The organism is Nostoc sp. ChiVER01, from assembly GCF_034531155.1.
Lineage (GTDB): Bacteria > Cyanobacteriota > Cyanobacteriia > Cyanobacteriales > Nostocaceae > Nostoc.
On record NZ_JAVRBS010000046.1, the window covers coordinates 19,458 to 42,514 of the forward strand.

General features: G+C 39.9%; 13 protein-coding genes and 1 pseudogene. 2 read left to right on the plus strand and 12 right to left on the minus strand.

Annotated features, from left to right (window positions below; translation table 11 throughout):
• Window positions 1-161: 161 nt before the first annotated feature.
• The 3 genes from RMY00_RS34280 to RMY00_RS34290 form a co-directional block, all read right to left on the minus strand.
• A complete protein-coding gene (locus RMY00_RS34280) occupies window positions 162-374 on the minus strand; it encodes a hypothetical protein (protein ID WP_322651818.1) in 213 nt (70 codons plus the stop codon).
• Window positions 375-381: 7 nt separating this feature from the next.
• Window positions 382-1,386 (minus strand): aldo/keto reductase, encoded by a 1,005-nt coding sequence (locus RMY00_RS34285; protein WP_322651819.1) that lies wholly within the window; start codon window positions 1,384-1,386, stop codon window positions 382-384.
• Window positions 1,387-1,514: 128 nt separating this feature from the next.
• Entirely contained in the window at window positions 1,515-1,691 is a 177-nt protein-coding gene (locus tag RMY00_RS34290) for a hypothetical protein (RefSeq protein ID WP_322651820.1), read from the minus strand.
• 671 nt (window positions 1,692-2,362) lie between these two features.
• Here RMY00_RS34290 and nifE point away from each other — a divergent pair.
• Window positions 2,363-3,757, plus strand: coding sequence for a nitrogenase iron-molybdenum cofactor biosynthesis protein NifE (gene nifE / locus RMY00_RS34295; RefSeq protein ID WP_322651821.1), 1,395 nt, complete (start codon window positions 2,363-2,365; stop codon window positions 3,755-3,757).
• 265 nt (window positions 3,758-4,022) lie between these two features.
• Here the strand turns inward: nifE and RMY00_RS34300 are convergent, their stop codons facing one another.
• The gene (locus RMY00_RS34300) at window positions 4,023-5,294 is read right to left on the minus strand and encodes an MFS transporter (protein ID WP_322651822.1); all 1,272 of its coding nucleotides are present in this window, start codon (window positions 5,292-5,294) and stop codon (window positions 4,023-4,025) included.
• A gap of 334 nt (window positions 5,295-5,628) precedes the next feature.
• Between RMY00_RS34300 and RMY00_RS34305 the strand changes: the two genes are divergently transcribed.
• Window positions 5,629-6,591 (plus strand): TauD/TfdA dioxygenase family protein, encoded by a 963-nt coding sequence (locus RMY00_RS34305; RefSeq protein WP_322651823.1) that lies wholly within the window; start codon window positions 5,629-5,631, stop codon window positions 6,589-6,591.
• 200 nt (window positions 6,592-6,791) lie between these two features.
• Here RMY00_RS34305 and RMY00_RS34310 read toward each other — a convergent pair whose 3' ends face one another.
• The 8 genes and pseudogenes from RMY00_RS34310 to RMY00_RS34340 all read right to left on the minus strand — a co-directional run.
• Window positions 6,792-8,576, minus strand: a complete 1,785-nt coding sequence (locus RMY00_RS34310) for an ABC transporter ATP-binding protein (protein WP_322651824.1) — start codon at window positions 8,574-8,576, stop codon at window positions 6,792-6,794.
• 49 nt (window positions 8,577-8,625) lie between these two features.
• Window positions 8,626-9,981 (minus strand): cytochrome P450, encoded by a 1,356-nt coding sequence (locus tag RMY00_RS34315; protein WP_322651825.1) that lies wholly within the window; start codon window positions 9,979-9,981, stop codon window positions 8,626-8,628.
• Between the two features lie 67 nt (window positions 9,982-10,048).
• Window positions 10,049-11,425 carry a cytochrome P450 gene (locus RMY00_RS34320; RefSeq protein WP_322651826.1) on the minus strand — a complete coding sequence of 459 codons (1,377 nt, stop codon included), beginning with the start codon at window positions 11,423-11,425 and terminating at the stop codon, window positions 10,049-10,051.
• A 28-nt stretch (window positions 11,426-11,453) separates the two neighbouring features.
• Window positions 11,454-15,539, minus strand: a complete 4,086-nt coding sequence (locus RMY00_RS34325; protein WP_322651827.1) for an amino acid adenylation domain-containing protein — start codon at window positions 15,537-15,539, stop codon at window positions 11,454-11,456.
• Between the two features lie 285 nt (window positions 15,540-15,824).
• Complete coding sequence (locus RMY00_RS36300; RefSeq protein WP_416212126.1) at window positions 15,825-16,244, minus strand: phosphopantetheine-binding protein; 420 nt, start codon at window positions 16,242-16,244, stop codon at window positions 15,825-15,827.
• A pseudogene (locus tag RMY00_RS34330) lies at window positions 16,245-19,010 on the minus strand (type I polyketide synthase); the annotation flags it as partial. It lies immediately after the preceding gene.
• Between the two features lie 121 nt (window positions 19,011-19,131).
• Entirely contained in the window at window positions 19,132-20,775 is a 1,644-nt protein-coding gene (panP, locus tag RMY00_RS34335; RefSeq protein ID WP_322651828.1) for a pyridoxal-dependent aspartate 1-decarboxylase PanP, read from the minus strand.
• Window positions 20,776-20,863: 88 nt separating this feature from the next.
• The coding region (locus RMY00_RS34340) for an amino acid adenylation domain-containing protein (protein ID WP_322651829.1) at window positions 20,864-23,057 on the minus strand (2,194 nt) is incomplete at its 5' end.

A 23,057-nucleotide genomic window follows, 5' to 3' on the forward strand; every position in this document is an offset into this window, starting at 1 on the left:
TCTTATGTAATTTTACTGTATAAATAATATTAGTAATAACTTAAAATTTAAAATTAGCTCGTGAGCCAGATTAGTGGTGGAAACTCAAGATACTTCCCATAATAGATCAGGGTAAAGTTTAATTCCGTAGCTACTTTGCTTGATTACCTCTAAGCTCGACTTTATCCATTTTTGAGAATATGAGGGGGCAAACTGATGTGCTGATCTAAGTAGGTGTAATCTCCAACGTTGATACGCGGTTCTTGAATGTGAGCATTTAGCCAAATCGGAGGAGGCGCGTATTCAAGCATAGTCATAAAAGGTAAAATCAAGGTTTTTAACCCGCGTAGGCGGGTTTTACCTGTGTAGCCGTGACTTCCAGTCGCCTGGTGCAAGATTACTCTATGGGCGATTTCCAGAGGGATGTTGATGCCCTAAGATGGGATGGGGTGTATAAGGTTCTTCTAAAAATTTACGCTCTTCATCAGAAAGCTCTAAATCCACCGCCTCCACAGCCTCTTTAAGATGTTCTATCTTACTAGCGCCAATTATGGGAGATGTCACACCTAGTTGATGCAATAGCCAAGCTAGGGCAATTTGTGTGGGTTTCACACCCCGTTTTCCGGCTAATTCAACTACGCGATCGACTACTTTAAAATCTGAATCTTGATAGTAGAGATTGTGAGCAAATTCGTCAGTTTTTGCCCGCAGTGTTTGGCCATGGTCTGACTTGCTGCGATTCCCTGCTAAAAAGCCCCGCGCCAAGGGACTCCAAGGAATAATACCAATCCCTTGATCTAGGGCTAAGGGTATCACTTCTCGTTCTTCTTCCCGATAGACTAGGTTGTAGTGATTTTGAATTGATACAAAACGAGTCCAGCCGTGAATGTCTGCTGTATAAAGGGCTTTAGCAAACTGCCATGCGTAAACACTAGAAATTCCTAAGTAACGGACTTTACCTGCTTTGACAATATCATGCAGTGCTTCTAGGGTTTCTTCAATTGGTGTTTCATAGTCCCAACGGTGAATTTGGTACAAGTCTACATAATCAGTCTGTAGCCGCCGCAAAGAAGCATCAATACTGTCAAAAATATGTTTGCGAGATAGTCCTCGATCGTTAGGCCCATCGCCGACTTTACCATGTACTTTGGTAGCAATCACAACTTGATCTCGTTTGGCAAAGTCTTTCAGCGCTCGTCCGACAATTTCTTCACTCTTCCCCAAGGAATAGACATCGGCGGTATCAAAGAAATTAATCCCCAATTCCAAAGCCAGTTTGATAAATGGACGACTTTCTTCTTCTTCTAATACCCATTCGCGCAATTTACGCGAACCATAAGTCATCGTGCCTAGTGTAATACGGGATACTTTTAGTCCAGTTTTGCCAAGATTTACATATTTCGTCATACGGTTTGCTCTACTTTTTGTTGGGATGCTTAATAAGGCTGTGATATTTCTATAGCCTTTTGACATTGATTTGCCTAGAGTATTGCAGAGCTATGAGCATTGCTTTGCAAAAGCCAGGATGCAAAATACTATATATCAATCGACTTGCCGGAGTTATTAGCTATAATATTAAGAATTGCATATAAATGAGAAATATGGAATAGGAAATCAGAAAATGTTTGACACAGGGGGCTGTTGGTAAAATCTCTCGGATCTGGAAAGCGATCGCCACCGTCAATCCAACTAGGGCTACGGCTAAAGCTCATAGTTCAAATAGTGTATACTTTTCAAATTTCAAGAAAATTTTTAATATAGTTATACTTATCGATAGTTTTAGAGCCTTTTAAAATAGTTAAGGCTACAATTACCTGGATAGATTGTTATTTTAGTTAAATAAAATACTTGAACTACTATTAGTAAACAATAAATTTATTGCTTAGATAATAACAAATAATATAAGTTACATAGGAAATATGTGTGTAAATTATCCTATTTTATTATCTAATAATTTATATTCTAAAAATCTCAAAACAATACTTAATTTCAGATATTATTAGCTATACTAATATTTAGATAAACTAATACTAGCCAAAGAATTATAGTGTTTATCGTCTGAGTGAGTTACATCTCGTTGCAGTGAGGGGCTACAGGCGAAGATGTAACTTATGCGAGGGCTGCCATAACAAGCCTTTCTAAAAATACAGGATGCATCAGAGGAGTTGCTTGTTTTATCTGAAATCGTAGTGCATCAATTGCTGTTTTTTATAATTTCTCAGAAATCAGTCTCAATAAACTTTGTCTACCAGAGCATCTATAAAGACGAGTGGAGACTAAGCAGCAAAATTGGTAAGTAAGAAAAATAGGAGATAGAGAAAAAATAATACTCCTAATTCTTCATTATTGGCTGTTTTGTACTTATTTTTAGCACAGGAAAAACATGAAAAACACTCAAGTAACAATAAACGAACCCATTAGCGAAACAGCTTGCAAATCTAACCAGAAAAAACTCACTTGCACAAAACCACCACAACCAGGTTCAACTCAAGGAAATTGCCCTTTTGATGGAGCGACGGTTTCTGTCGGAGCTATTACTGATGCTGTTCATTTAGTACATGGTGCTGTTTCTTGTACTCACAATCCTTGGGCAACTCATGGCAGCCTATCATCAGGCTCACAATTATACCAAACTGCTTTTACTACTGACTTTAGTGAGGGTAATATCGTTTTTGGTGGAGAAAAGAAACTGTACAAAGCGATTGTGGATGTTGCTCAAAGCTATCATCCTGCCGCTATTTTTGTTTATGCTACTTGTCTGTCTGCTTTAATTGGTGATGATATTGATAGTGTTTGCCAACTTGCTACACAACAAGTTAATATCCCAGTTATCTATGTAAATGCGCCTGGATTTCTTGGTAGTAAAAATTTAGGAAATCGCATCGGTAATGAAGCTTTATTGAATGCTGTCATCGGTACAGCCGAACCGGAATTTACCACACCGTTCGATATTAATATTGTTGGTGACTATAATGTTGCAGGTGAAACGTGGAATATCTTACCATTATTCCAAAAAATGGGAATTCGCGTTCTTTCTAAAATTACAGGTGATGCTCGTTATCAAGAAGTTTGCTATGCTCATCGCGCCAAATTAAATGTAGTGCTTTGCTCAAATGTAGCTATACAAATGGCGCAAACTATGGCGAAACGCTATGGAATTTCTTATATTGAAGAATCGTTTTATGGTGCGACTAACTTAAACGATTGCTTGCGGAATGTTGCGACAAAATTAAGTATATCCTTGGGAGATAATCTTATTGCCTCTGAACTGCAAGAACGTACAGAAAAGTTAATTGCTCAAGAAAATGCTGCTCTAGATATTGCTTTAGCTCCTTACCTTGCTGATTTAAAAGGTAAACGGATTATTCTTTCTACTGGTGGTGTGAAAAGTTGGTCGCTTATTTTAGCAGCCCAAGATTTGGGAATGGAAGTTATTGCAGCTACAGATGGCAAAACAACAGAAGAGGAGAAAGCTAAAATTAAACAATATCTTGGTGCAGATGCAATGCTTTTGTCTGACACAACTCCCCAGGCATTATTAAAGGTATTACACCAAACAAAAGCTGATGTGTTGATTACTGGGGCTGGCAATAAATATACAGCACTCAAAACGGGAATTCCTTTTTTAGACATTAACCATGAACGTCACCATGCTTACGCTGGTTATGCAGGTTTGGTAGTACTAGCACGCGAACTACATGAAGCCTTGTATAGTCCTATATGGAAGCAAATTAGCAAACCTGCTCCTTGGGATGAAAAAATCAGCTATCAGCTATAAGTCAATACGGTTTAGTTAAGGCTTAACTCTTGTCAAATTCAATTTTTTCACGAACCGCAAAGGACGCATTCGCGCAGCGTCTCGTCAGAGAAGAACGCGAAGGAGGAGGAGGAAGAAATACTTAACTGAACTGTATTGAGCTATAAGTGCAACTTTCTTGTGCCAAGTTGATGTAATTGATCGTCTTCCACTACACTTTTAAGGTGTAGTAGAAGATGCTTGTTTTCCAAATATCTGCTTTGTTGTACAAAGAGAAGCGACTTGTTCACCGAGCAATCCAACGGCTTACTGCTGGCAATTGTGCAGAGAACCAAAACGCACCTAAAATAATCAGACTACCACAGACAATCAAGGCATTAGTCGCACCAAAATTATCTGCCAAAGTCCCCGCTAACAAATTCCCAAAGGGCATTGTACCCACCATTGCTAGGGCGTAAAAACTCATTACCCGTCCGCGCTTATCCTCGGTAACTAGGGTTTGAATAATCATATTACTACTGGTAATGTTGAGGATAGAAAAGCAGCCTACAAATACCAGAATGATTATAGATAGCCAAACTTGACGCGAGAGTGAAAAGAATATCAAACTCATCCCAATCAAAACTTGAGCGACTACAATTAAACGCTCTAAGCCTACAATCCCTCGTCTGACACTTAGATACAAACAAGCAAACAACGAGCCAATCGGTGCTGAAGTGCTGAGATGAGCCATTGTAGTTGCGTTCCCATTGAGAATCTTTGCTGCAAAAACAGGCATGAGCGCAACATGAGACATCCCGACGAAACCATGTAACGCTAGCATTAATAAAATTACTCTAATCGGCTGGAATTTCGAGACATATTCAAAGCCCTCCCGCAATTTCTCCAAAGTATCGCTAATGCCCGTAAGGGGTTGCATCTGTCTGGCTGGCAGCCGCATCGCTAGCAAGGTAAATATGGCAGGAATATAGCTGAGGGTATCGTAAAGAAAACAATATTTTACCCCTAGTGTAGCAATCAAAATCCCGCCCATAGCAGGCCCCACGACAAGAGAGGAACTTAACATTACTGAATTCAAGGCGATCGCATTACTCCAATCGGCGCGATCGTCTACGGTTTCGGTGACGATTGTATGGCGCACGGGCATATCTAATCCCTTGAGCAAACCATTGAAAGCACTCAGTACCAAGAGGATAGGAAAGGTAATCCAATTGGTAAAGGTGAGAATCGTTAAAGCCAGGGAAACGCTAATTCCCAATATCTGCACCACCATTAACAAGTCACGACGACTCCAGCGATCGGACAATATGCCCGAAAAGGGAATCAGTAATAACGTAGGTAAAAATTGTACAAACCCTGCAACTCCTAACAACCAAGGCGATTGAGTCAAATCGTATACCAGCCAAGGAATAGTTAACTGCTGAGTCATAAATGTTCCAGACATTGATAGTAACTGTCCCCCGAAAAACAGGCGAAAGTTACGCCAGCGCAAGGCAGGTAAATGGTGGTACGTGATATTACTGATGCTTTTCCCTAGTTGTCTATGCCAAATTTTCATGAGGAAAATTTTATCATGGTTTACTAATAATTAGATTAACTAAGAATTATCAAATAATCGCGTAGTTTGCTGCCCAGGTATCGCTAATCTGTCTGAGCTAAGGCTTTTGCAAAGTAACATCGGATCGTTATAGAAGATGATTGGCCTGCAAAAACGTAGGAAGTTACTATTTAGCAACTGCATACTACGATAATTGTATCGAAATAGTGTATGATAATTTCAGTTATGCTCCCAGTATGGGAATGTTGCTAGCAGATATTGGGTATCGGCAAAATTCCCAAGGAAATAGGCGAGTGTGAACACCTTCCGATAGATCAAACTCTGGAGAATCCTAATGGGCTACAAACATATAGAAGTTAAACAAGTAGCTGGTTTCATTGGTGCAGAAATCGGCGGCGTAGACCTTTCCCGCTCTCTTTCGGAGGATCAAGTCCAAGAAATTCGCAAAGCGCTATTAAAGTGGAAAGTCTTGTTTTTTCGTGGTCAGAACATCGATCATGCTGCCCAGGTCGAGTTCACATCTCGTTTTGGCGAAGTGACTTTCGCCCATCCCTTGGGAGAGCCTGAACCAGTTCCGGGATTTCCCCAGATCAAACCCGTAGACCGTAAGCTTTATGAGCAGCAGTATGGTTTTCGCACTGGCGGCCCTTGGCACACAGATGTAACGGCGGCGATTAACCCACCAGCAGCGTCAATTTTACGCGCAGTTAATGTCCCTAGTTTCGGTGGTGACACCCAGTGGAGTAATCTTGTGGCAGCTTATGAGGGACTCTCAGCACCCCTGCGATCGCTAGCTGATACATTAAAAGCGGAACATCGCTTCAATGGAGGCGGTTATCAACCCCGCAACAACAAATTCGACGAGCGCATTGCTGTCAATCCCCTAGTTTCTATTCACCCAGTCGTCAGAGTTCATCCTGAGACTGGTGAGCGTGCCTTATTCGTCAATCCTGGCTTCGTCTCCCGCATTGTTGATGTGTCACCAGAAGAGAGCAGACTGTTGCTAGAGTTGTTCTTTAACCAAGTCACCAAACCTGCTTATACCACCCGCTTCCGTTGGAACAACGGTGATATCGCCTTCTGGGACAACCGCGCCACCGTGCATTTGGCTCCTCAAGATTTGGATCATTTAGATGTCGAACGTCTCCTCTATCGCACCACCATCACAGGCGATGTTCCAGTAGGGGTTGATGGTTCCCGTTCACAAGTGGTTCAAGGTGAAGCTTTCAGCGCTAAAGTACCAAGCGTCTTCAAGCAGAAAGCTGAGTCTAAGGAAGCACAACCAGTCCTTTCGTAAAGCTGAGTCATGAGTGCTGAGTAAATTAAAAAGTACTCAGTACTTATGAACGCAGACATGAACCCGTTTTTCCTATTCCTCAACTGTCTTGGGGTTTTTCTACGCTTCAAGCAATCGTTTATAGGCTCACTTCCCCAATTTTTCTCTTTCTCGATCAGCCTGAATTCTATTTTTCTTCTGCCTAAAGTGACACAAGAGGGCTAAATCCCAGACTGTACACGCCACAAGCTGGCATAAATTCTATCAAGCGCGATTAATTCTTTGTGTGTACCCTGCTCTAAAATTTGACCATGTTCCATTACATATATGCAATGACTATGGCGAATTGTCGAAAGTCGGTGAGCGATCGCGATCGTTGTCCGATTCACTGTAATCTTTTCTAAAGAACGTTGAATAGCTGCTTCGGTTTCATTATCTACCGCAGATGTCGCCTCATCCAAAATCAGAATTGGCGGATTTTTTAAAACCGCTCTAGCTATGGCGATACGTTGGCGTTGTCCCCCAGATAACTTTTGTCCGCGTTCCCCAACTATTGTTTCATAACCTTGGGGCAGCCGCATAATAAAATCATGTGCTTCAGCAATTTTCGCCGCGTTAATAATAGCTGTATCAGGAGCATCAAAAGTACCGTAGGCAATATTTTCTGCTACCGTACCGTGAAATAAAAACACATCTTGACTAACTAAGCCTATACTGCGACGTAAATCATATAAATTCAACTTTTGAATGTCAATTCCATCAATTGTAATTGAGCCGCTAGAAACATCATAAAAGCGCAATAATAATTTTACTAAAGTACTTTTACCAGAACCTGTCGAGCCAACAATTGCAATCGTTTTTCCCGCAGGAATATGTAAAGATAAGTCTTTAATGATTGGTTCACTATTACGATAAGCAAAAGTAACATTTTTAAAATCAACTTCACCCTGCACATTCTCTACAACTAAAGGCACATCACCTGTGGTAATTTGAATAGGCGTATCTAACAAATCCATCACACGCTTAGTTGATGCCATTGCTCGTTGATATCTATCAAAAGTTTCTCCTAAAAATACCAACGGCCACAATAACCTTTGTACAAGAACTAGTAAAACACTGTAATTGCCTATAGATATTTTTCCTGAATATGCTGCCATACCTCCTAAAAATAATAAAGCCGTAAATCCTACTAAAACTAACATTCTAATTAAAGGAATGAAAGCAGATGAAAGTTTAATCGCTTTAGCATTACTTGCTCTATAAGCCTCACTTTCTTGTGCTAATCTTACACTTTCATACTTTTCTGAAGTGAAACTTTTAATTGTAGTGATGCCACTAATATTATTTGCTAAACGTGAATTAAGAAAACTAATTTTTTCTCTGACATCAGCATAACGAGGTTCAAGACGTTTTTGATATATTAAGGAACCCCAAAGAATAAAGGGTATAGGTAACATTGCTGCTATAATAATGTTAGTAGGTAAAATAAAGAAAGCACCAACAACTAAAATTATCAACGAAGTTGTCACCTGGATGATTTCATTGGCTCCCCCATTTAAAAAATCCTCCAGTTGGTTGATATCATCACTGAGAATAGACATCAAGCTGCCTGTACTACTGTCTTCAAAATAAGCTGACTCTAATTGTTGTAAGTGATTGTAAGCATTTAAACGTAAACTATGTTGAATATCTTGGGCTACGTTACGCCAAAGTCTATCATAAGCATATTGAGAAAGGGATTCAAATATCCAAACAATAACAGTTAATAGTGAAAGTAGAGCAAATTGCCATACTACTGCTTTAATGCCGAATTTAGCAATAAAAGAATTTTGTTGTTGAACTAATATATCTACAGCAACACCAATTAACCAAGGCGGTGCTAAATCTAACATTGTATTAATTACAGAGTAAGTGAAAGCTTGATAAATTTGTCTTTGAGATTTTTTTCCGTAGTTAAGTAACCGTTGAAGAGGAGAATGTTTATTCGATGAAAATTTTGCTGTCATTTGCTTAAGATTTCAATCACTGTAAGGCTTTTGAGTTTCGCATCGAGAACTAGACTAGTCCTTGATGTTGAATAGTCTCTAGTCTCATCATCTTCAAACCGCTAGCGGGAGGAAAATTTGCACCTTGCGCTTGGGGTCGCTCTGGTTTTTTATTGCTAAGTGCTAACTGATACCGTGAGAGGATAGTTGCCAGTACTAGTTTCATTTCAAATAGAGCTAAAGCTTCGCCAGGACAACGACGAGCGCCACCGCCAAAGGGTAGAAATTCATAGGGAGAGTACTGTCGTTCCAAAAAACGTTCTGGCAAAAATTCCTGTGGTTGCGGATATAAATCTTGATTTTGATGTGTCAAATAAATACAGCCGATGATAATTGTTCCTGGATTTAACTTATAGCCCATAACTTCTATCGGTGATTCTATGATTCTGGGAAAAGTTACTACTTGAGTCGGATAAATCCGCAAGACTTCATTGCAAACAGCATTGAGGTAAGGGAGTTCAAAAATTTTCATGGGATCTTTTGAGTTACTAAGGCTGGCGATTTCTTCTAGCAATCGCTCACGGATGACTGGGAGACGATGAATCCAATACAATGACCAAGTAATTGCAGTAGCTGAAGCATCTCGACCACCAAACAGTAATGAAGGAAACAAATCCCGTATTTCTTCATTTGTCATCAACTCGCCTGTTTCATTACGGGCAAATATTAACTCGGAGAGGACATCGATACCAGACGAATTTGGTTGTTGGCGGCGATCGCTAATTTCAGCATAAAGCAACTCGTCAAATTGTTGCCATAGGTAAAGAAAGTAACCCCACGGACTCCATCTACCCAAATCTCGTTGTAAAAATGGAAAAGATAAAGATAGACCAACAAAACTAGACCTGGCATACTTCATTAAAGTAGAAAGTACTTGTCTGAGTTTTTCGTAACGCTCTCCCTCACGTAAGCCAAACAAAGTATCTAAGATTACCTCTAGAGTAATCTTTTGCATAGTTGGGTAAGCTAAGAAAGATTTGCCAACTGGCAACTGCTCCATAACTTTTTCTGTTAACTCACAAATGCGCTCTCCGTAGGTTCGTATCCGATTACCGTGAAAAGCAGGCATCAGTAGCTTGCGCCGATGTCTGTGGCGTAAACCATCTAATAGAAGTAATCCGTTGTTTCCCACCAATGGAGCCACATCTTGGTTCAATTCTCCAGAGGCTATAATCTCCGTTGTATTGGTAAAAATCTGCTTCATTCCCTGCGGATTGCTAACATACACTATCGGCGTAGAATCCGACACGATCATGAAAATGTCACCATAACGGTTGTAAAAATTATCCATACAACCAAGGGGATCGGCGGCAAATTGCATTCTCAGCAACCAACCGGGAATATTCGAGGTTTGAGGTAGTTTCATGATATTTATAAGCAATAATTTAGTGATGCCAAGCAACTTTTGATTTTCGAGCTGCTGGATGATTTTCCTAAACAGAGCCAGAAACAAAATGTTGTGGTTGACTTTGGTGTTGATTTATTTGACGCATCACCATCTTGAGACCACTGGCTGGGTAACACATTAGACCATCAAAATTTGCTTGCTCTGGTCGTCTGTTGACTAGTGCTAATTGATAGTGTGAAAAAATAGTTGCTAATATTAACTTCATTTCAAATAAAGCCAACGATGCCCCGATACAGCTGCGAGTGCCACCACCAAAGGGCATAAATTCATAAGGAGAATATTGCCGCTCTAAAAAACGCTCTGGTTTAAATTGCTGTGGTTGTGGGTATAAATCTTGATTTTGGTGGAGTAGATAAATACAGCCAGTGAGTATTGTCCCTGGACTCAACTCATAACCCATTACCTCAGTTGGTGATTCTACTCTGCGGGGAAATGCGAATAATTGAGTTGGATAAATTCGCAAAGCTTCATTACAAACAGCGTTGAGATAGGGGAGTTGAACTATATTAGTTGGGTTGGGGGACTCACCAAGACTCTTAAGTTCTCTCAGCAATTGTTCGCAAACTTCTGGTAAACTATGAGTCCAGTACAACAACCAAGCGATCGCCACAGCTGAAGCATCCTGAGCGGCTAACAGTGGCGAAAGCAACAAGTCGCGCACTTCTTCATCCCCTATAAGTTCACCCGTTTCGTCACGGGCAAATATGAGTTCGGATAGAATATCAGTGCGAGAAGAGTCTGCTCGTTCGCGGCGTTCTTTAACTTCGGCGTAGAGTAGTTGGTAAATTTCTTCTTTTAGCTGGAGAAGGTATCCCCACGGACTCCAAGAGCCTAAGTCTTGTAACAAAAACGGAAGAGCAAAGCCCATTTGCATCATTGGCGATCGCATATGTTCAAATAGGGCAGGAAGTAATTGCTTGAGTCGTTTGTAACGCTCTCCCTCACGTAAACCCAACACAATTTCTATGCTTATCTGCAATGTAACAGCTTCGATAGTAGGGTAGGCTAAGAAAGGTTTACCAATGGTCAGCTGATTCATGACTCTCTGAGTCATCTCGCAAATCTGCTGTCCGTATGCTTGTATCCTAGCACCGTGAAAAGCTGGCATGATTAGCTTACGTCGATTTTTGTGGCGCACTCCATCAAGTTGAAGTAATCCCTGCTTCCCTGTAATCAAAGCCATATCTTGGTTCAATTCACCAGGAGCTGTAATATCTTTTGTATTGCTAAAAATCTGCTTAATTCCCTGTGGATTGCCAACGAAGACTATAGGTGTAGAACCAAAAAGGATAGTGAAAATATCTCCATAGTCTTGAGCTATCTTATCGAGATAGTTCAGAGGATCTTTTGTAATTTTATAGTCAGACCAGAGAGGAATTTTTTTGATTTCAGGTATTTTCATTATTGTAATTAACCTAATTAATATACATTTACATCAAAACTTTTTGAGCCTGATCAAGACAATTTTTTAATTGATTTGCTAGCTCTTGGACATGGGGTTCAGTGAACATAGAGAAATGATTGCCTGGCACTTCAACTGTTTTGATGGGTTGACTAGAACATTTGCCCCAACCTAACAGGGGGTCATCAGTATAGAATTCTGAACTATCAAAATCGTGATTAATGATTTCGCTAGCTATAAATAAAGTAATCTCATGAGGATAAACTTGTGGAACATAGTTTCGCATAGCTTGAATGTGAGCTTTAAATAGTTTAAAACCACTTATATATTGTTCCATCTCCGTATTACTCAATTCGAGGTTTACTTTTTTAAATAACAGATGAAATTGCTCATCTACTGGCAAATTTCTCAATTCTTCGTAAGAAACAGAAAAATCAACATTAAACCAGCTTTTTACAGACTCAGCTAGACGAAGTAAGAATTTAGCATCATCGTCTTTTGTCGGTTGAATAACTGTTTCTGGCAATATAGCGTCAATTACCACAAGCAAATCAACAGTTTCACCTTGCCTTTGTAATTGTTGTGCTATTTCAAAGGCAATGACACCGCCATAACACCAACCTCCCAAAAGGTAAGGGCCTTTTGGCTGTACAGTACGAATTTCTTTGAGGTAGTTAGCGGCTGTGGCTTCTACTGAAATAACTGCAAAATCGAGTTGTTCGGGAGTCTGTTCTAAAGCATAAAATGGTTGTTCTTTTCCTAGCTTTTTTGCCACAATGGGATAATTATTAACATCACCTCCGGCTGCATGAATGCAGAAGAAAGGACGCAAAGAACCAGAAGCCTGAATTGCTACCAAAGGAGAACCAGAACCCAAACTAACTGGCTGGCTAACAATCTTTGCTAGTTTTTCAATTGTTGTATTTTCAAAAAGAGTAGATAGAGGTAGATTGTGGCCAAAACGCTCATAAATTTTAGCCATTAAGCGCACGGCTAAAAAAGAATGTCCACCTAAATCAAAAAAGTTATCGGTTACTCCTATAGGACTAATATTGAGGAGATTTGACCAGATTTTTTCTAATGCTAATTCTGTAAAATTCCGAGGAGCAATGAAGGATTTAGTAGAATGTAAACGAATTAAATCATCATTTGGTAGTGAGTTTTTGTCTACTTTTCCATTTGGTGTTAGTGGTATTGTATCTACTACCACGAAAGCAGCAGGAATCATAAAACTCGGCAATTTATGCTGCAAGTATTGTATTATTTGTGGAATTAAATCTTCTTGTTTAGTGACTATATAAGCAACCAAATATTGCTCGTCTTGAGCATCTTGACGAGATATAACAACAGCATCTTGCACAGATGGATGTTGCGTAATTGCTGAAGTAATTTCTCCCAACTCTACCCGAAAACCACGGATTTTGATTTGGTCATCATAGCGACCTAAATATTCCAACTGACCATTGTTGAGAAAGCGCACTAAGTCGCCAGTTTTGTAAAGCTTATTCCCTGGAACAAAAGGGTTATCAATAAATCGTTCGTCAGTTAGTCCTGTACGATGTAAATAACCCTTGGCTAATCCATATCCACCAATACATAATTCTCCAACTACCCCGATGGGAACAATATGCAAATGACGGTTTAAGACGTAAACTTGTGTATTGTTTATGGGATAACCAATAGGAACATTTGTAGACTTTTCAGTTAACAAATTTGTATCGTAAAAAGTTACGTTAGCAGAGACTTCAGAGGAACCATAAAGGTTAATTAGTTTTGCATTTGGGAGTAACTTTTGGAAATTTTGCGCTAAATCAACACTAAGAGCTTCTCCACTACAAATCCAAAGTCGGAGATGGGACAAATTTTGAGTGAGATGGCTGTAAGAATCTAAGAGTATTCGCAGCAGTGAAGGAACAAGCACCAAGCGCGAAACTTTGTGACGAGCGAGGTTTTCTAAGAAAAGTTGGGGGTCTTTAGCGATCGCATCAGGGATAATAACGGTAGGAATCCCCCGCAATAAGGGGGCAAAAATTTCCCATACCGAGTCTACAAAACTAATAGCTGTTTTCTGACAACAAATTTCATCGGTTGTAAAAGGATAGGTTTTCCACAACCAATGTAAGCCATTAACTGTACCTCGATGTGTACCGAGAACACCTTTAGGCGTTCCGGTGGAACCAGAGGTGTAAATTACATAAGCAATATCGTTTTCTGAAGATTTGCTGACGGGATTTTCTGGACTTTTTTTCTGGATAGTATCCCACTCTGTATCAAGAGCGATCGCTGTTATTTTGTCTAAGCGATTAATTAATGATGTATTACTAATTACTAATGAAACTTGGGAATCAGCAAGCATAAACTGAAGACGCTCAACCGGATAATTAGGATCAAGGGGTAGATAAGCACCACCAGCTTTGAAAATAGCTAGAATTGCCACTACCATATCAATCGAGCGTTCTAGACAAATACCAACAATTTCACTGGTAATTCCTAAATTGATTAAATAATGAGTAAGCTGATTTACTTTTTGATTGAGTTGTTGATAAGTTAGCTGTTCTGACTGGTCAATTAGTGCCAAAATATTGGGCGATCGCTTGGCTTGCTGTTCAAATAATTGGTGCAAAGATACATCACCAGGATAATCTGCGCTGGTATTATTCCACTCTTCTAATAATTGTTTTTGCTCTTGAGCAGTTAGTAGCCGCAATTCAGAAATATTTTGATTGGGGTTACTAACAATGCTTTCTAATAAAGTATGGAAATTATCAATCAATCTTTTAATTGTTGAAGAATCAAATAAATCTGTATTGTATTCCCAAAATCCAGTTAATTCTTGTTCAAATTCAGAAATAGACACAGAAATATCAAACTCAGATGTACCACCATCAATTTCCAACGCACGCAAGTTTAAACCAGAAACCTCTTTAACAGGCGTGGGTGCATTTTGTAGAATAAACATCACCTGAAACAATGGATTACGGCTTAAGTCGCGTTCGGGTTGTAAAGCTTCTACTAACTTCTCGAAGGGCAAATCTTGATGTGCATAAGCATTAAGAGTTACTTCTCGGACTCGACTTAAAAATTCTCGAAAGCTGGGATTACCACCTAGATTGTTACGCAGTACCAAATTATTAACGAATAAACCAATTAACCCTTCTAATTCAGCTCGATTGCGGTTTGCAATTGAAGAACCTACTAGGATATCTTCTTGGTCTGTGTAGCGGTAAAGTAATGTATTAAAAGCTGCCAGCAGAGTCATAAATAAGGTGCATCCTTCTTGCTGGCTGAACTTATTGAGTGCTTGAGTCAATTGTTTGGAGAACGTAAAATATTGTTTTGCACCTTTAAAAGTAGCAACAGCAGGACGTAGACGATCTGTAGGCAACTGTAGTACTGGTAGCTTACCTCCTAATTGTTGCTTCCAGTAATTAAGTTGGGTTTCGAGTAGTTTACCTTGCAGGCGATCGCGCTGCCAAATAGCAAAGTCTCCATACTGGATGGGAAGTTCGGGTAGAGGGGAAGGTTTACCTGCACAAAAAGCAGCGTACAACTTTGCCAGTTCTTGTGCAAATACACCCATAGACCATCCATCTGTCACAATGTGATGTATAGTCAAAAGCAAAACGTGTTCTTCTTCGCTCAAGCGTAGCAAAGTAGCTCTTACTAGCAAATCTTTAGCTAAATCAAAGGGCTTTTTAGCCTCTGTATTTGCTATTTTTGTAACTTCTACTTCCCAATTTGTCCCAAATAAATGTTCAATATTTATAATATTTAAATTCCCATTGACTTGGGATGATATTACTTGTAATGGTTGTTCATCTACCGTAATAAAATTTGTTCGCCAAGCTTCGTGACGGTGAATAATTTCGTTAAGACTTTGCTGAAGTGCTGTGACATTTAAAAAACCTTTTAAATGTAAAGCACTAGAAATATTGTAAAAAGAACTACCGTAATAAAGTTGGTCAATAAACCATAGTCTCTGCTGAGAAAAAGACAAAAGTACAGGTTCAGAGCTTTGACGTTGAGGAATAGTCTCAGCTTTAAATTTTCCTCCTTTCAATTTTTCTAAAAGAGCCTTTTTAGTAGTTGATAAATTAGAATATTGCTTGTCCATAATTAAAGATGTACTGATAATTAAAACATGAGTTAGGAGTCAGATGTCAAACAGGCTTTTATTTCGTTTATAAACTTCAATCCCCAATAAAAATTTGCCCAGTTAACTTTATAAAAACTCTGCGTACCTTTGCGCCAATCTCCGCGCACCTATTCTGCGGGTTTTGCGTTATACCCATTCACTAAAATTCTGATACAGATCCAAACCCAGAAACCCTTGTCAAGTCAGGATTTATCAATTGCGAATTGGTATTAGCGGTATGCGTTTAAAAAAGCAAAGAAACAATCAACCCTGAATAGTATTCAAAAAAGCTTCAGCTTCTTCTTCAGATAATTCAGCAATTTTTTCAATCATAAATGCCTCAATCATTTCTGCTTGCTTGGCAACAGTCAAAGCTTGCAGTAAAAGTTCACGTAGTGGTAATTCCACAGGAAAATTCACTTGTAGACGAGAAGCTAATTGAGTAGCAATTAAAGAATCTCCTCCTAAATCAAAGAAATTATCATAAATACCGACTTGCTCAATTCCCAAAACTTCTTGCCAAATATGGGCAATTCTTTGTTCTAATTCGTTAGTTGGCGCAACGTAAGAATTACCGAGTTTGGGTCGGGAATATTGTGAGTATAAGTCTTTTACTTCTGTATCTTGCGGATGCGCTATAGAATCAAAAGTTTGATTTCTTTCATCTGTTAATAAAGATGGCAATTTGGCTTCAATCCAATAACGCTGACGTTCAAAAGGGTAAGTAGGCAAAGGAATGCGATAACACTGTTCTTGCTGATATAATTCCGACCAATCTATTTCTATACCTGCCAGCCAAAGGCGACCTAATGTATTTAATAAAAAAGCAATATCTGATTGTTGTTCTTGAGGATGACGTAAGGATGTGAGTACCAATTGATTTGTATCTGGTGCTAAATGTTGTTTAGTTAATGTGCTTAATGTTCGTCCTGGGCCAATTTCTAAAAAAATTCCTTCTGACTGTTTCAATAACTCAGATATCCCAGCAGAAAATCTCACACAAGAGCGTAGATGCTGGCTCCAATAATTTGAATTTGTGGCTTGATCATTTCTAATCCAAGTGCCAGTAAGGTTGGAGATAAAAGGAATTTGAGGCGATTTTAAGCGAACTTTTTTGACTTGCTCTTGAAACGATGCTAAAACAGGTTCCATCATCTGAGAATGAAAGGCATGAGATGTATGCAAAAGGCGACAATCTATACCTTTAGAGCCTAAGTAGGTTTGTAGTGCTTCTATAGCCTCTGTTCTTCCCGACACTACGCAAGTAGATGGACTGTTAATGGCAGCAACAGAGAGTTCCTTACCCAAAAATTGTTGTACATCTTTTTCTGGTAGTGGTACAGCAAGCATACTTCCAGCAGGTAATAACTGCATCATTGCACCCCTGGCTGTGACTATAGCTAAAGCATCTTCCAAAGAGAAAACGCCTGCTAAAGTTGCGGCTACATATTCACCGATGCTATGACCAATCATAGCAGTGGGGCACACTCCCCATTGCATCCATAACTTGGCGATCGCATATTCAATCACGAATAGTGCAGGTTGAGCGAGTGCTGTTTGTTGCAGTTGCGCTGAGGCTGTTGCTATTTGTTGTTTGCTGGGATAAATTAGCTGACGTAAATCAAGCCCCAAGTGAGGTTTGAGAATATCCGCACATATATCTACTTGTTGACGAAATATTGGCTCAACCTCGTAGAGTTCCCGCGCCATATTTACATATTGCACGCCCTGTCCAGAAAACATCAAGATGACTGGACGGTTGCTAGGTTTTTGGTAATAGTTAAAAACTCGTTGCGGATCTAGGGTAATCAAAGCCTTTAACGCATCATCAAAATCATGGCAAACCACCATCCGGCGATGTTCAAAAGTCTGCCGCCCGATGTTGAGTGTATAAGCAACATCAGCCAAGTTAAGTTCGGGATGCTCTTTTAAATGGTTAACAAGATTAGCTGTCACCTGCTCAAGAGCATTCTCAGTTTTAGCCGATAAACACAACAACTGATATGCTCTCCCCTGCACTCCTGCACCCTCCGAAGTTCCGATGCCTTCGGCGGGCTTCGCCAACGGAGGAAGCCTCCGCTCGGACTTCTCTCTGTACCCCTGCTCTGTTACAGGTGCTTCTTCTAAAATCACATGAGCGTTAGTTCCTCCTATACCAAAGGAACTAACTCCAGCACGGCGAGGGACACCGTTAGTTTTCCATTCTGATAGTGTGGTATTGACATAAAACGGACTGTTGGCAAAATCTATCTGGGGATTGGGACGAGCAAAGTTTAAGCTGGGGGGTATTTGCTTGTATTTCAGAGCTTGAACAGTTTTGATTAAGCCAGTTACACCTGCTGCTGTATTTAGGTGTCCAACATTAGTTTTTACAGAACCAATTGCACAGAAATTCTTTTTATCAGTGCTGCAAGCAAAAGCTTGTGTCAGAGCGGCAATTTCAATTGGATCTCCCAAGGAAGTGCCAGTACCATGAGTTTCGACATAAGAAATAGTTTCGGGAGCGACTCCAGCTAAAGCCATTGCTTCCGAAATTACTGCTGTTTGTCCATCCACACTTGGAGCTGTGTAACCAACTTTTAAAGAGCCATCATTGTTAATTGCCGAACCTTTAATAACTGCATGAATATAATCGCGATCGCTAATAGCATCCTCTAGTCGCTTCAGTACTACCACACCCAAACCATTACCAAAAACAGTCCCCCCAGCGTTGGTATCAAAGGCTCGACAGTGTCCATCTGGTGAAACAATTCCCCCTTGTTCATAGTAATAACCAGTTATTTGTGGCACTGTAATTGAAACACCACCTGCTAAAGCAATATCACTTTCGCCATTGAGCAAACTTTGACAAGCAAAATGAACAGCCACTAAGGATGTAGAACAGGTTGTTTGAACATTAACGCTTGGGCCCCTCAAGTTTAATTTGTAAGAAATTTGAGTTGGTAAGTGGTCTTTATCATTGCCAATAAAAATTTTGAATGTTTCTGCTGGTTTCAATAAATCCCAATGGGCATAGAAATTAGAAAATATATTTGTTAGTAAGTAAGAACTGAGAGCGGTACCAGCAAAAAGACCAATTTGACCGGGATAAGTTTCGGAATTATACCCAGCATTTTCTAAAGCTTCCCAAACACATTCCATAAAAAGGCGATGTTGGGGATCTGTAATTTCTGCCTCTTGAGGAGTAAAACCAAAAAAAGCAGCATCAAATAATTCTATATCTTTCATTACACCGCCAGCTTTAACATAGTTGGGGTCATTTAATACAGTAGGGTTTATTCCTGCTGTGTTCAATTCTTCATCACTAAAAAAAGAAATTGATTCAACACCATTTTGCAAATTTTGCCAAAAGCTATCAACATCTTTCGCACCAGGAAAACGGCAGGCCATACCAACAATAGCTATTTCATCCTGTCCAGAGGAGCTATTTAAATCATGCAAAATATCCATCAATCTATACCTTATCAAATCTGTTAAATTTATTCCTGGTGTTTAGTAGAAGGCAGAAGAAGCAGAGGAGGCAGGGGAGCAGGGTGAGAAATAATTAATTCACCAGTCCCCAATCCCCAGTTCAAGATATAGAAATTTCCGATGCAATCTGTATTTGGTCGTTCAAAACTGCATCAATATCATTTTCAGTTGTTAACGGGTTAGCGAGGACTGCACGCAAAGCAATAATCGGAATTTCTTTACCCGTGCAGTTAGTCGTTTTTGTTGTTCGCGAAATAAAAGTACGACCAGCTTGACGCTGTAATTTTTGCAGAGTTTGGTTAAATTCACTAATGAGTAAATTATCAATTTCTGTCAAATTTTTTTGAGCAACAATTTCTCGAAATTGCTCAGGAATATAGCGATATATAACTAAGTTAGTATCAGGCTCTGCGAGCAATTCAAACTCAGGCATTGCAGAAATACGATTAGCAAGATACTGAGTTTTTCTAATTCCCTCGTCAATCAAAAATTCATATCCCTGAGTCCCGATGAGATTCAGTCCTGCGTGTAAGAATAAAGCCATACCTGGTCGAGAACCTTCCAAAGCACGTTTGCCCAAATCGAATGATCCCTTACGCATGGTATAGCTAGCTTGCTTTTCAATCGCCTGTGCGGTGTACGGTTCGCGCATGAAAACCATACCAATACCCATTGGCAGATAAAGTTGTTTGTGTCCGTCAATGGTGACTGAATCAGCCAGTTCGATACCTGCAAGCTTGTAGCGATGTTGTCTGGAAAAAACTAACGGCCCGCCCCAAGCAGCATCTACATGAAAATGAACATTAGCTTCATGTGCTATTTCTGCAATATCTAAGAGCGAATCTACCCCACCAGAATCTGTAGTGCCAGCAATACCAGCGATCGCAATAATACACAAGTTTTGTTCTTGACATTCTGCCACAGCCTGACGTAGCGATCGCAAATTGACTCGATTGTTACTGTCAGTGGGAACTTTAATTAAACTCCGAAGACCCATACCTAATAAGTCTGCGGCTTTATCAAAAGAATAGTGCATCAATTCCGAGCCAATAATTACGGCTCCTTTGTAACCGTAAAAATTGAGTGCTGCTGTTAAGCCTTCCTTTTCTACACCAGAAAAATTATCCTTAGCTCCCAAAGCCGCATTGCGAGCGCACCAAAGCGCTGCAATATTTGCTGTAGTACCACCAGATACCAATATTCCCAGCGTACTTTGACTATCTTGAATATGCTGCTCGTAAAAGCGATCAGAAAAATTGTAAATTTGACGGTGCATCATCGCCAAAGCCTGACGTTCATAAAAGCTGAGAGCTTTAGCAGTCTCAATTTTTACGGCGTTTTGATTCATTGCCGTCATCAGTTTGGCAATGGGTATCACAAAATTAGGGAGTGCCGAGGTCATGTGACCAATAAACCTTGGCGAAGATGTGTGTATTGAATGGTCAATAACATTATCGCTTAAATATTCAATATACTTTTCAAAATCAGCAGGATTTTCAGGTATTTCACTGTCAAAGAACTGATTTTTTAAAAAATTTAAATCAATATCAGTATTAGCATTATTTGCGCTTAAAAAAGAATTGCATAAATTATCAACCAACTCATCTATATTTTTTTCTACAGATGTCGATTGGCTAGATGGATTAAACAATTGCATTATTTCTTTCTCAATCCCATAATGCAATATTTGCTCGCTATCAACAAAGTAATTTGGCTTGGAAATTTCTTGTTGGCTTAATGTCATGTGATTTTTATCCAAAATGTTTTTGCTTTCTCTGTGGCTCTCAGAAATTCGCTTTTACTCATTAAATAGAATTTTTATATTAAAATTTCTACCCTTTTTGTTTAGCTGTTCTGTACCTTTGTCTAACTTCTTTACGACGCTGTATTGATCCAGTTCTGGTTTCGACTTGGCGAACATTTTGTCCTAAAGATATTTGTGCGCTTTCCCCTTGACTGAAAACCTTTGTTAAGTGACTAATAGTTGGATATCGAAACATTTCAACTAAAGAAAAGTCGTGTTGAAATTTTTGTTGTAACTTGTGATGAACTTGAATCAATAGTAGTGAATGACCACCAAGTTCAAAGAAATTATCATGTAGACCTATTTCTTGAATATGAAGCACCTCACGCCAAATATCAGTAATGGCTTGTTCTATGTCGGTTTGAGGAAGCTGTAATTTTTGGTCTAGTTCGGGACGTGCGCCCTCCAGCATCGGAAGTTCTTGGTAGTTAACCTTGCCATTAGGCAGTAATGGTAAAGCTTTTAACATCACGAAAGCTGTTGGTACCATGTATTCGGGAAGCTTCTCTTTTAGCAGGCGATGCAACTCGGTAATAGTGATGATTTGCTCGGCTTGAGAAACAACATAAGCTACTAACTGCTGTTGACTGTGTTCATCTGTTTTAGCCACGACTACAGTTTCCTGCACTCCTTGGTGTTGACTTAACACCGCTTCAATCTCTCCTAGTTCAATGCGGAAGCCACGTAGCTTAACTTGATGGTCAACTCGCCCCCAGAATTCTAAGTTACCATCAGCTCGATAACGTACTAAGTCTCCTGTTTTGTACAAACGCTTTGGTTTATCCTCCAGAATTGAAATAGTGCTGAGTAAGGGGTGCTGAGTATAGTTTTCTCCCTCTGCTCCCTCTGCTCCCCTGCTCCTCTGCTCCTTTGCTTTCCCTACCTTCTCACACGGACTTGAGATAAACCTCTGTGCTGTCAAATCTGGTTGATTGAGATAGCCTCTTGCCAATCCTGCACCGCTAACATACAGCTCTCCAGGTACGCCAACAGGAACAAGCTGTAGGTTACTATCCATTACATAAACTTGTGTGTTGTTAATAGGACGACCGATCGCAACACGCAAAGTCTCATCTTCAGTACCCATCTTATAGCAAGTAACGTCAGCAGATACTTCTGAAGAACCATAAAGATTTAAGAGGATGCTGTTAGGCATAGTCTGCCGAAACTTCTGCGAAAGTTCTAAAGATAGAGCTTCTCCACTAGTTACCCAAAACTTCAATTGGGGTAGTCGCTTTTGCAAGTCGCTGTCAATCTCTAATAGTACGCGTAGCAATGAAGGAACAAGTACCAACCTCGTAACGTGATTGTTGGCCAGTGTTTCCACAAACTGTTGTAGATTTTTGACAACATCATCGGGTACAATTACCGTTTTTACTCCTTGCAGTAAAGTCCCAAAAATTTCCCAAACTGAGTCTACAAAATTTAAGGATGTTTTCTGACAACAAACTTCTCCCTCTGTAAATGGGTAAGTCTGCCACATCCAGTAAAAACGATTGACAGCACCTCGATGAAGTCCGAGAACTCCTTTAGGTTTGCCAGTAGAACCAGAGGTGTAGATGACGTAAGCAAGATTGTCGGCTGTTATATGACTAAAGGGATTCTCTAGGCTTTCTTGGGCAATGGTGTCCCAGTCTGTATCTAGGCAAACTAACTGTGCTTTATGTTCGGGAAGTCTTTTAATTAACTGTTGCCGAGTTAATATCACTGGAACAGCTGCATCAGATAACATGAAAGCTAATCGCTGTTGTGGATAAGCAGGGTCAAGCGGCAAATATGCTGCACCAGCCTTGAGAATTCCTAAAAGCCCCACTATCATCTCAAGGGAAGGTTCTACACAGATGCCTATAGGCATTTCTGGCTTCACATCCAGCTTTTGCAAATAATGCGCCAGTTGATTGGCACGCTGATTCAGTTGTGCGTAGGTCAAATTTTGGTCTGCAAACACTACAGCTACAGCATCGGGTGTACGCTCTACTTGCGCTTCAAATAGTTGATGAATGCACTGTTGTGGATACTCAGTTTGTGTTTGATTCCAGCGTGCAAACTGCACCTTTTCAGCCTCAGTAAGCAGTGGTAACTCCCAAAGTTGCTGCTGGGGATTAGCAACTATTCCAGACAACAGTGTTTGCAAATGCCCTGCCATCCGTTCAATAGTATCAGCTTCAAACAAGTCGGTATTGTACTCAAAAGTCGCTTTTAGTCCTGAATTTACCTCTTCT

What these genes read in the sequence shown, in the direction of transcription:
- RMY00_RS34285 (WP_322651819.1), bottom strand. Translation starts at nt 1,386, where the DNA reads ATGACGAAATATGTAAATCTTGGCAAAACTGGACTAAAAGTATCCCGT.
- RMY00_RS34290 (WP_322651820.1), bottom strand. Translation starts at nt 1,691, where the DNA reads ATGAGCTTTAGCCGTAGCCCTAGTTGGATTGACGGTGGCGATCGCTTT.
- nifE (WP_322651821.1), top strand. Translation starts at nt 2,363, where the DNA reads ATGAAAAACACTCAAGTAACAATAAACGAACCCATTAGCGAAACAGCT.
- RMY00_RS34300 (WP_322651822.1), bottom strand. Translation starts at nt 5,294, where the DNA reads ATGAAAATTTGGCATAGACAACTAGGGAAAAGCATCAGTAATATCACG.
- RMY00_RS34305 (WP_322651823.1), top strand. Translation starts at nt 5,629, where the DNA reads ATGGGCTACAAACATATAGAAGTTAAACAAGTAGCTGGTTTCATTGGT.
- RMY00_RS34310 (WP_322651824.1), bottom strand. Translation starts at nt 8,576, where the DNA reads ATGACAGCAAAATTTTCATCGAATAAACATTCTCCTCTTCAACGGTTA.
- RMY00_RS34315 (WP_322651825.1), bottom strand. Translation starts at nt 9,981, where the DNA reads ATGAAACTACCTCAAACCTCGAATATTCCCGGTTGGTTGCTGAGAATG.
- RMY00_RS34320 (WP_322651826.1), bottom strand. Translation starts at nt 11,425, where the DNA reads ATGAAAATACCTGAAATCAAAAAAATTCCTCTCTGGTCTGACTATAAA.
- RMY00_RS34325 (WP_322651827.1), bottom strand. Translation starts at nt 15,539, where the DNA reads ATGGACAAGCAATATTCTAATTTATCAACTACTAAAAAGGCTCTTTTA.
- panP (WP_322651828.1), bottom strand. Translation starts at nt 20,775, where the DNA reads ATGACATTAAGCCAACAAGAAATTTCCAAGCCAAATTACTTTGTTGAT.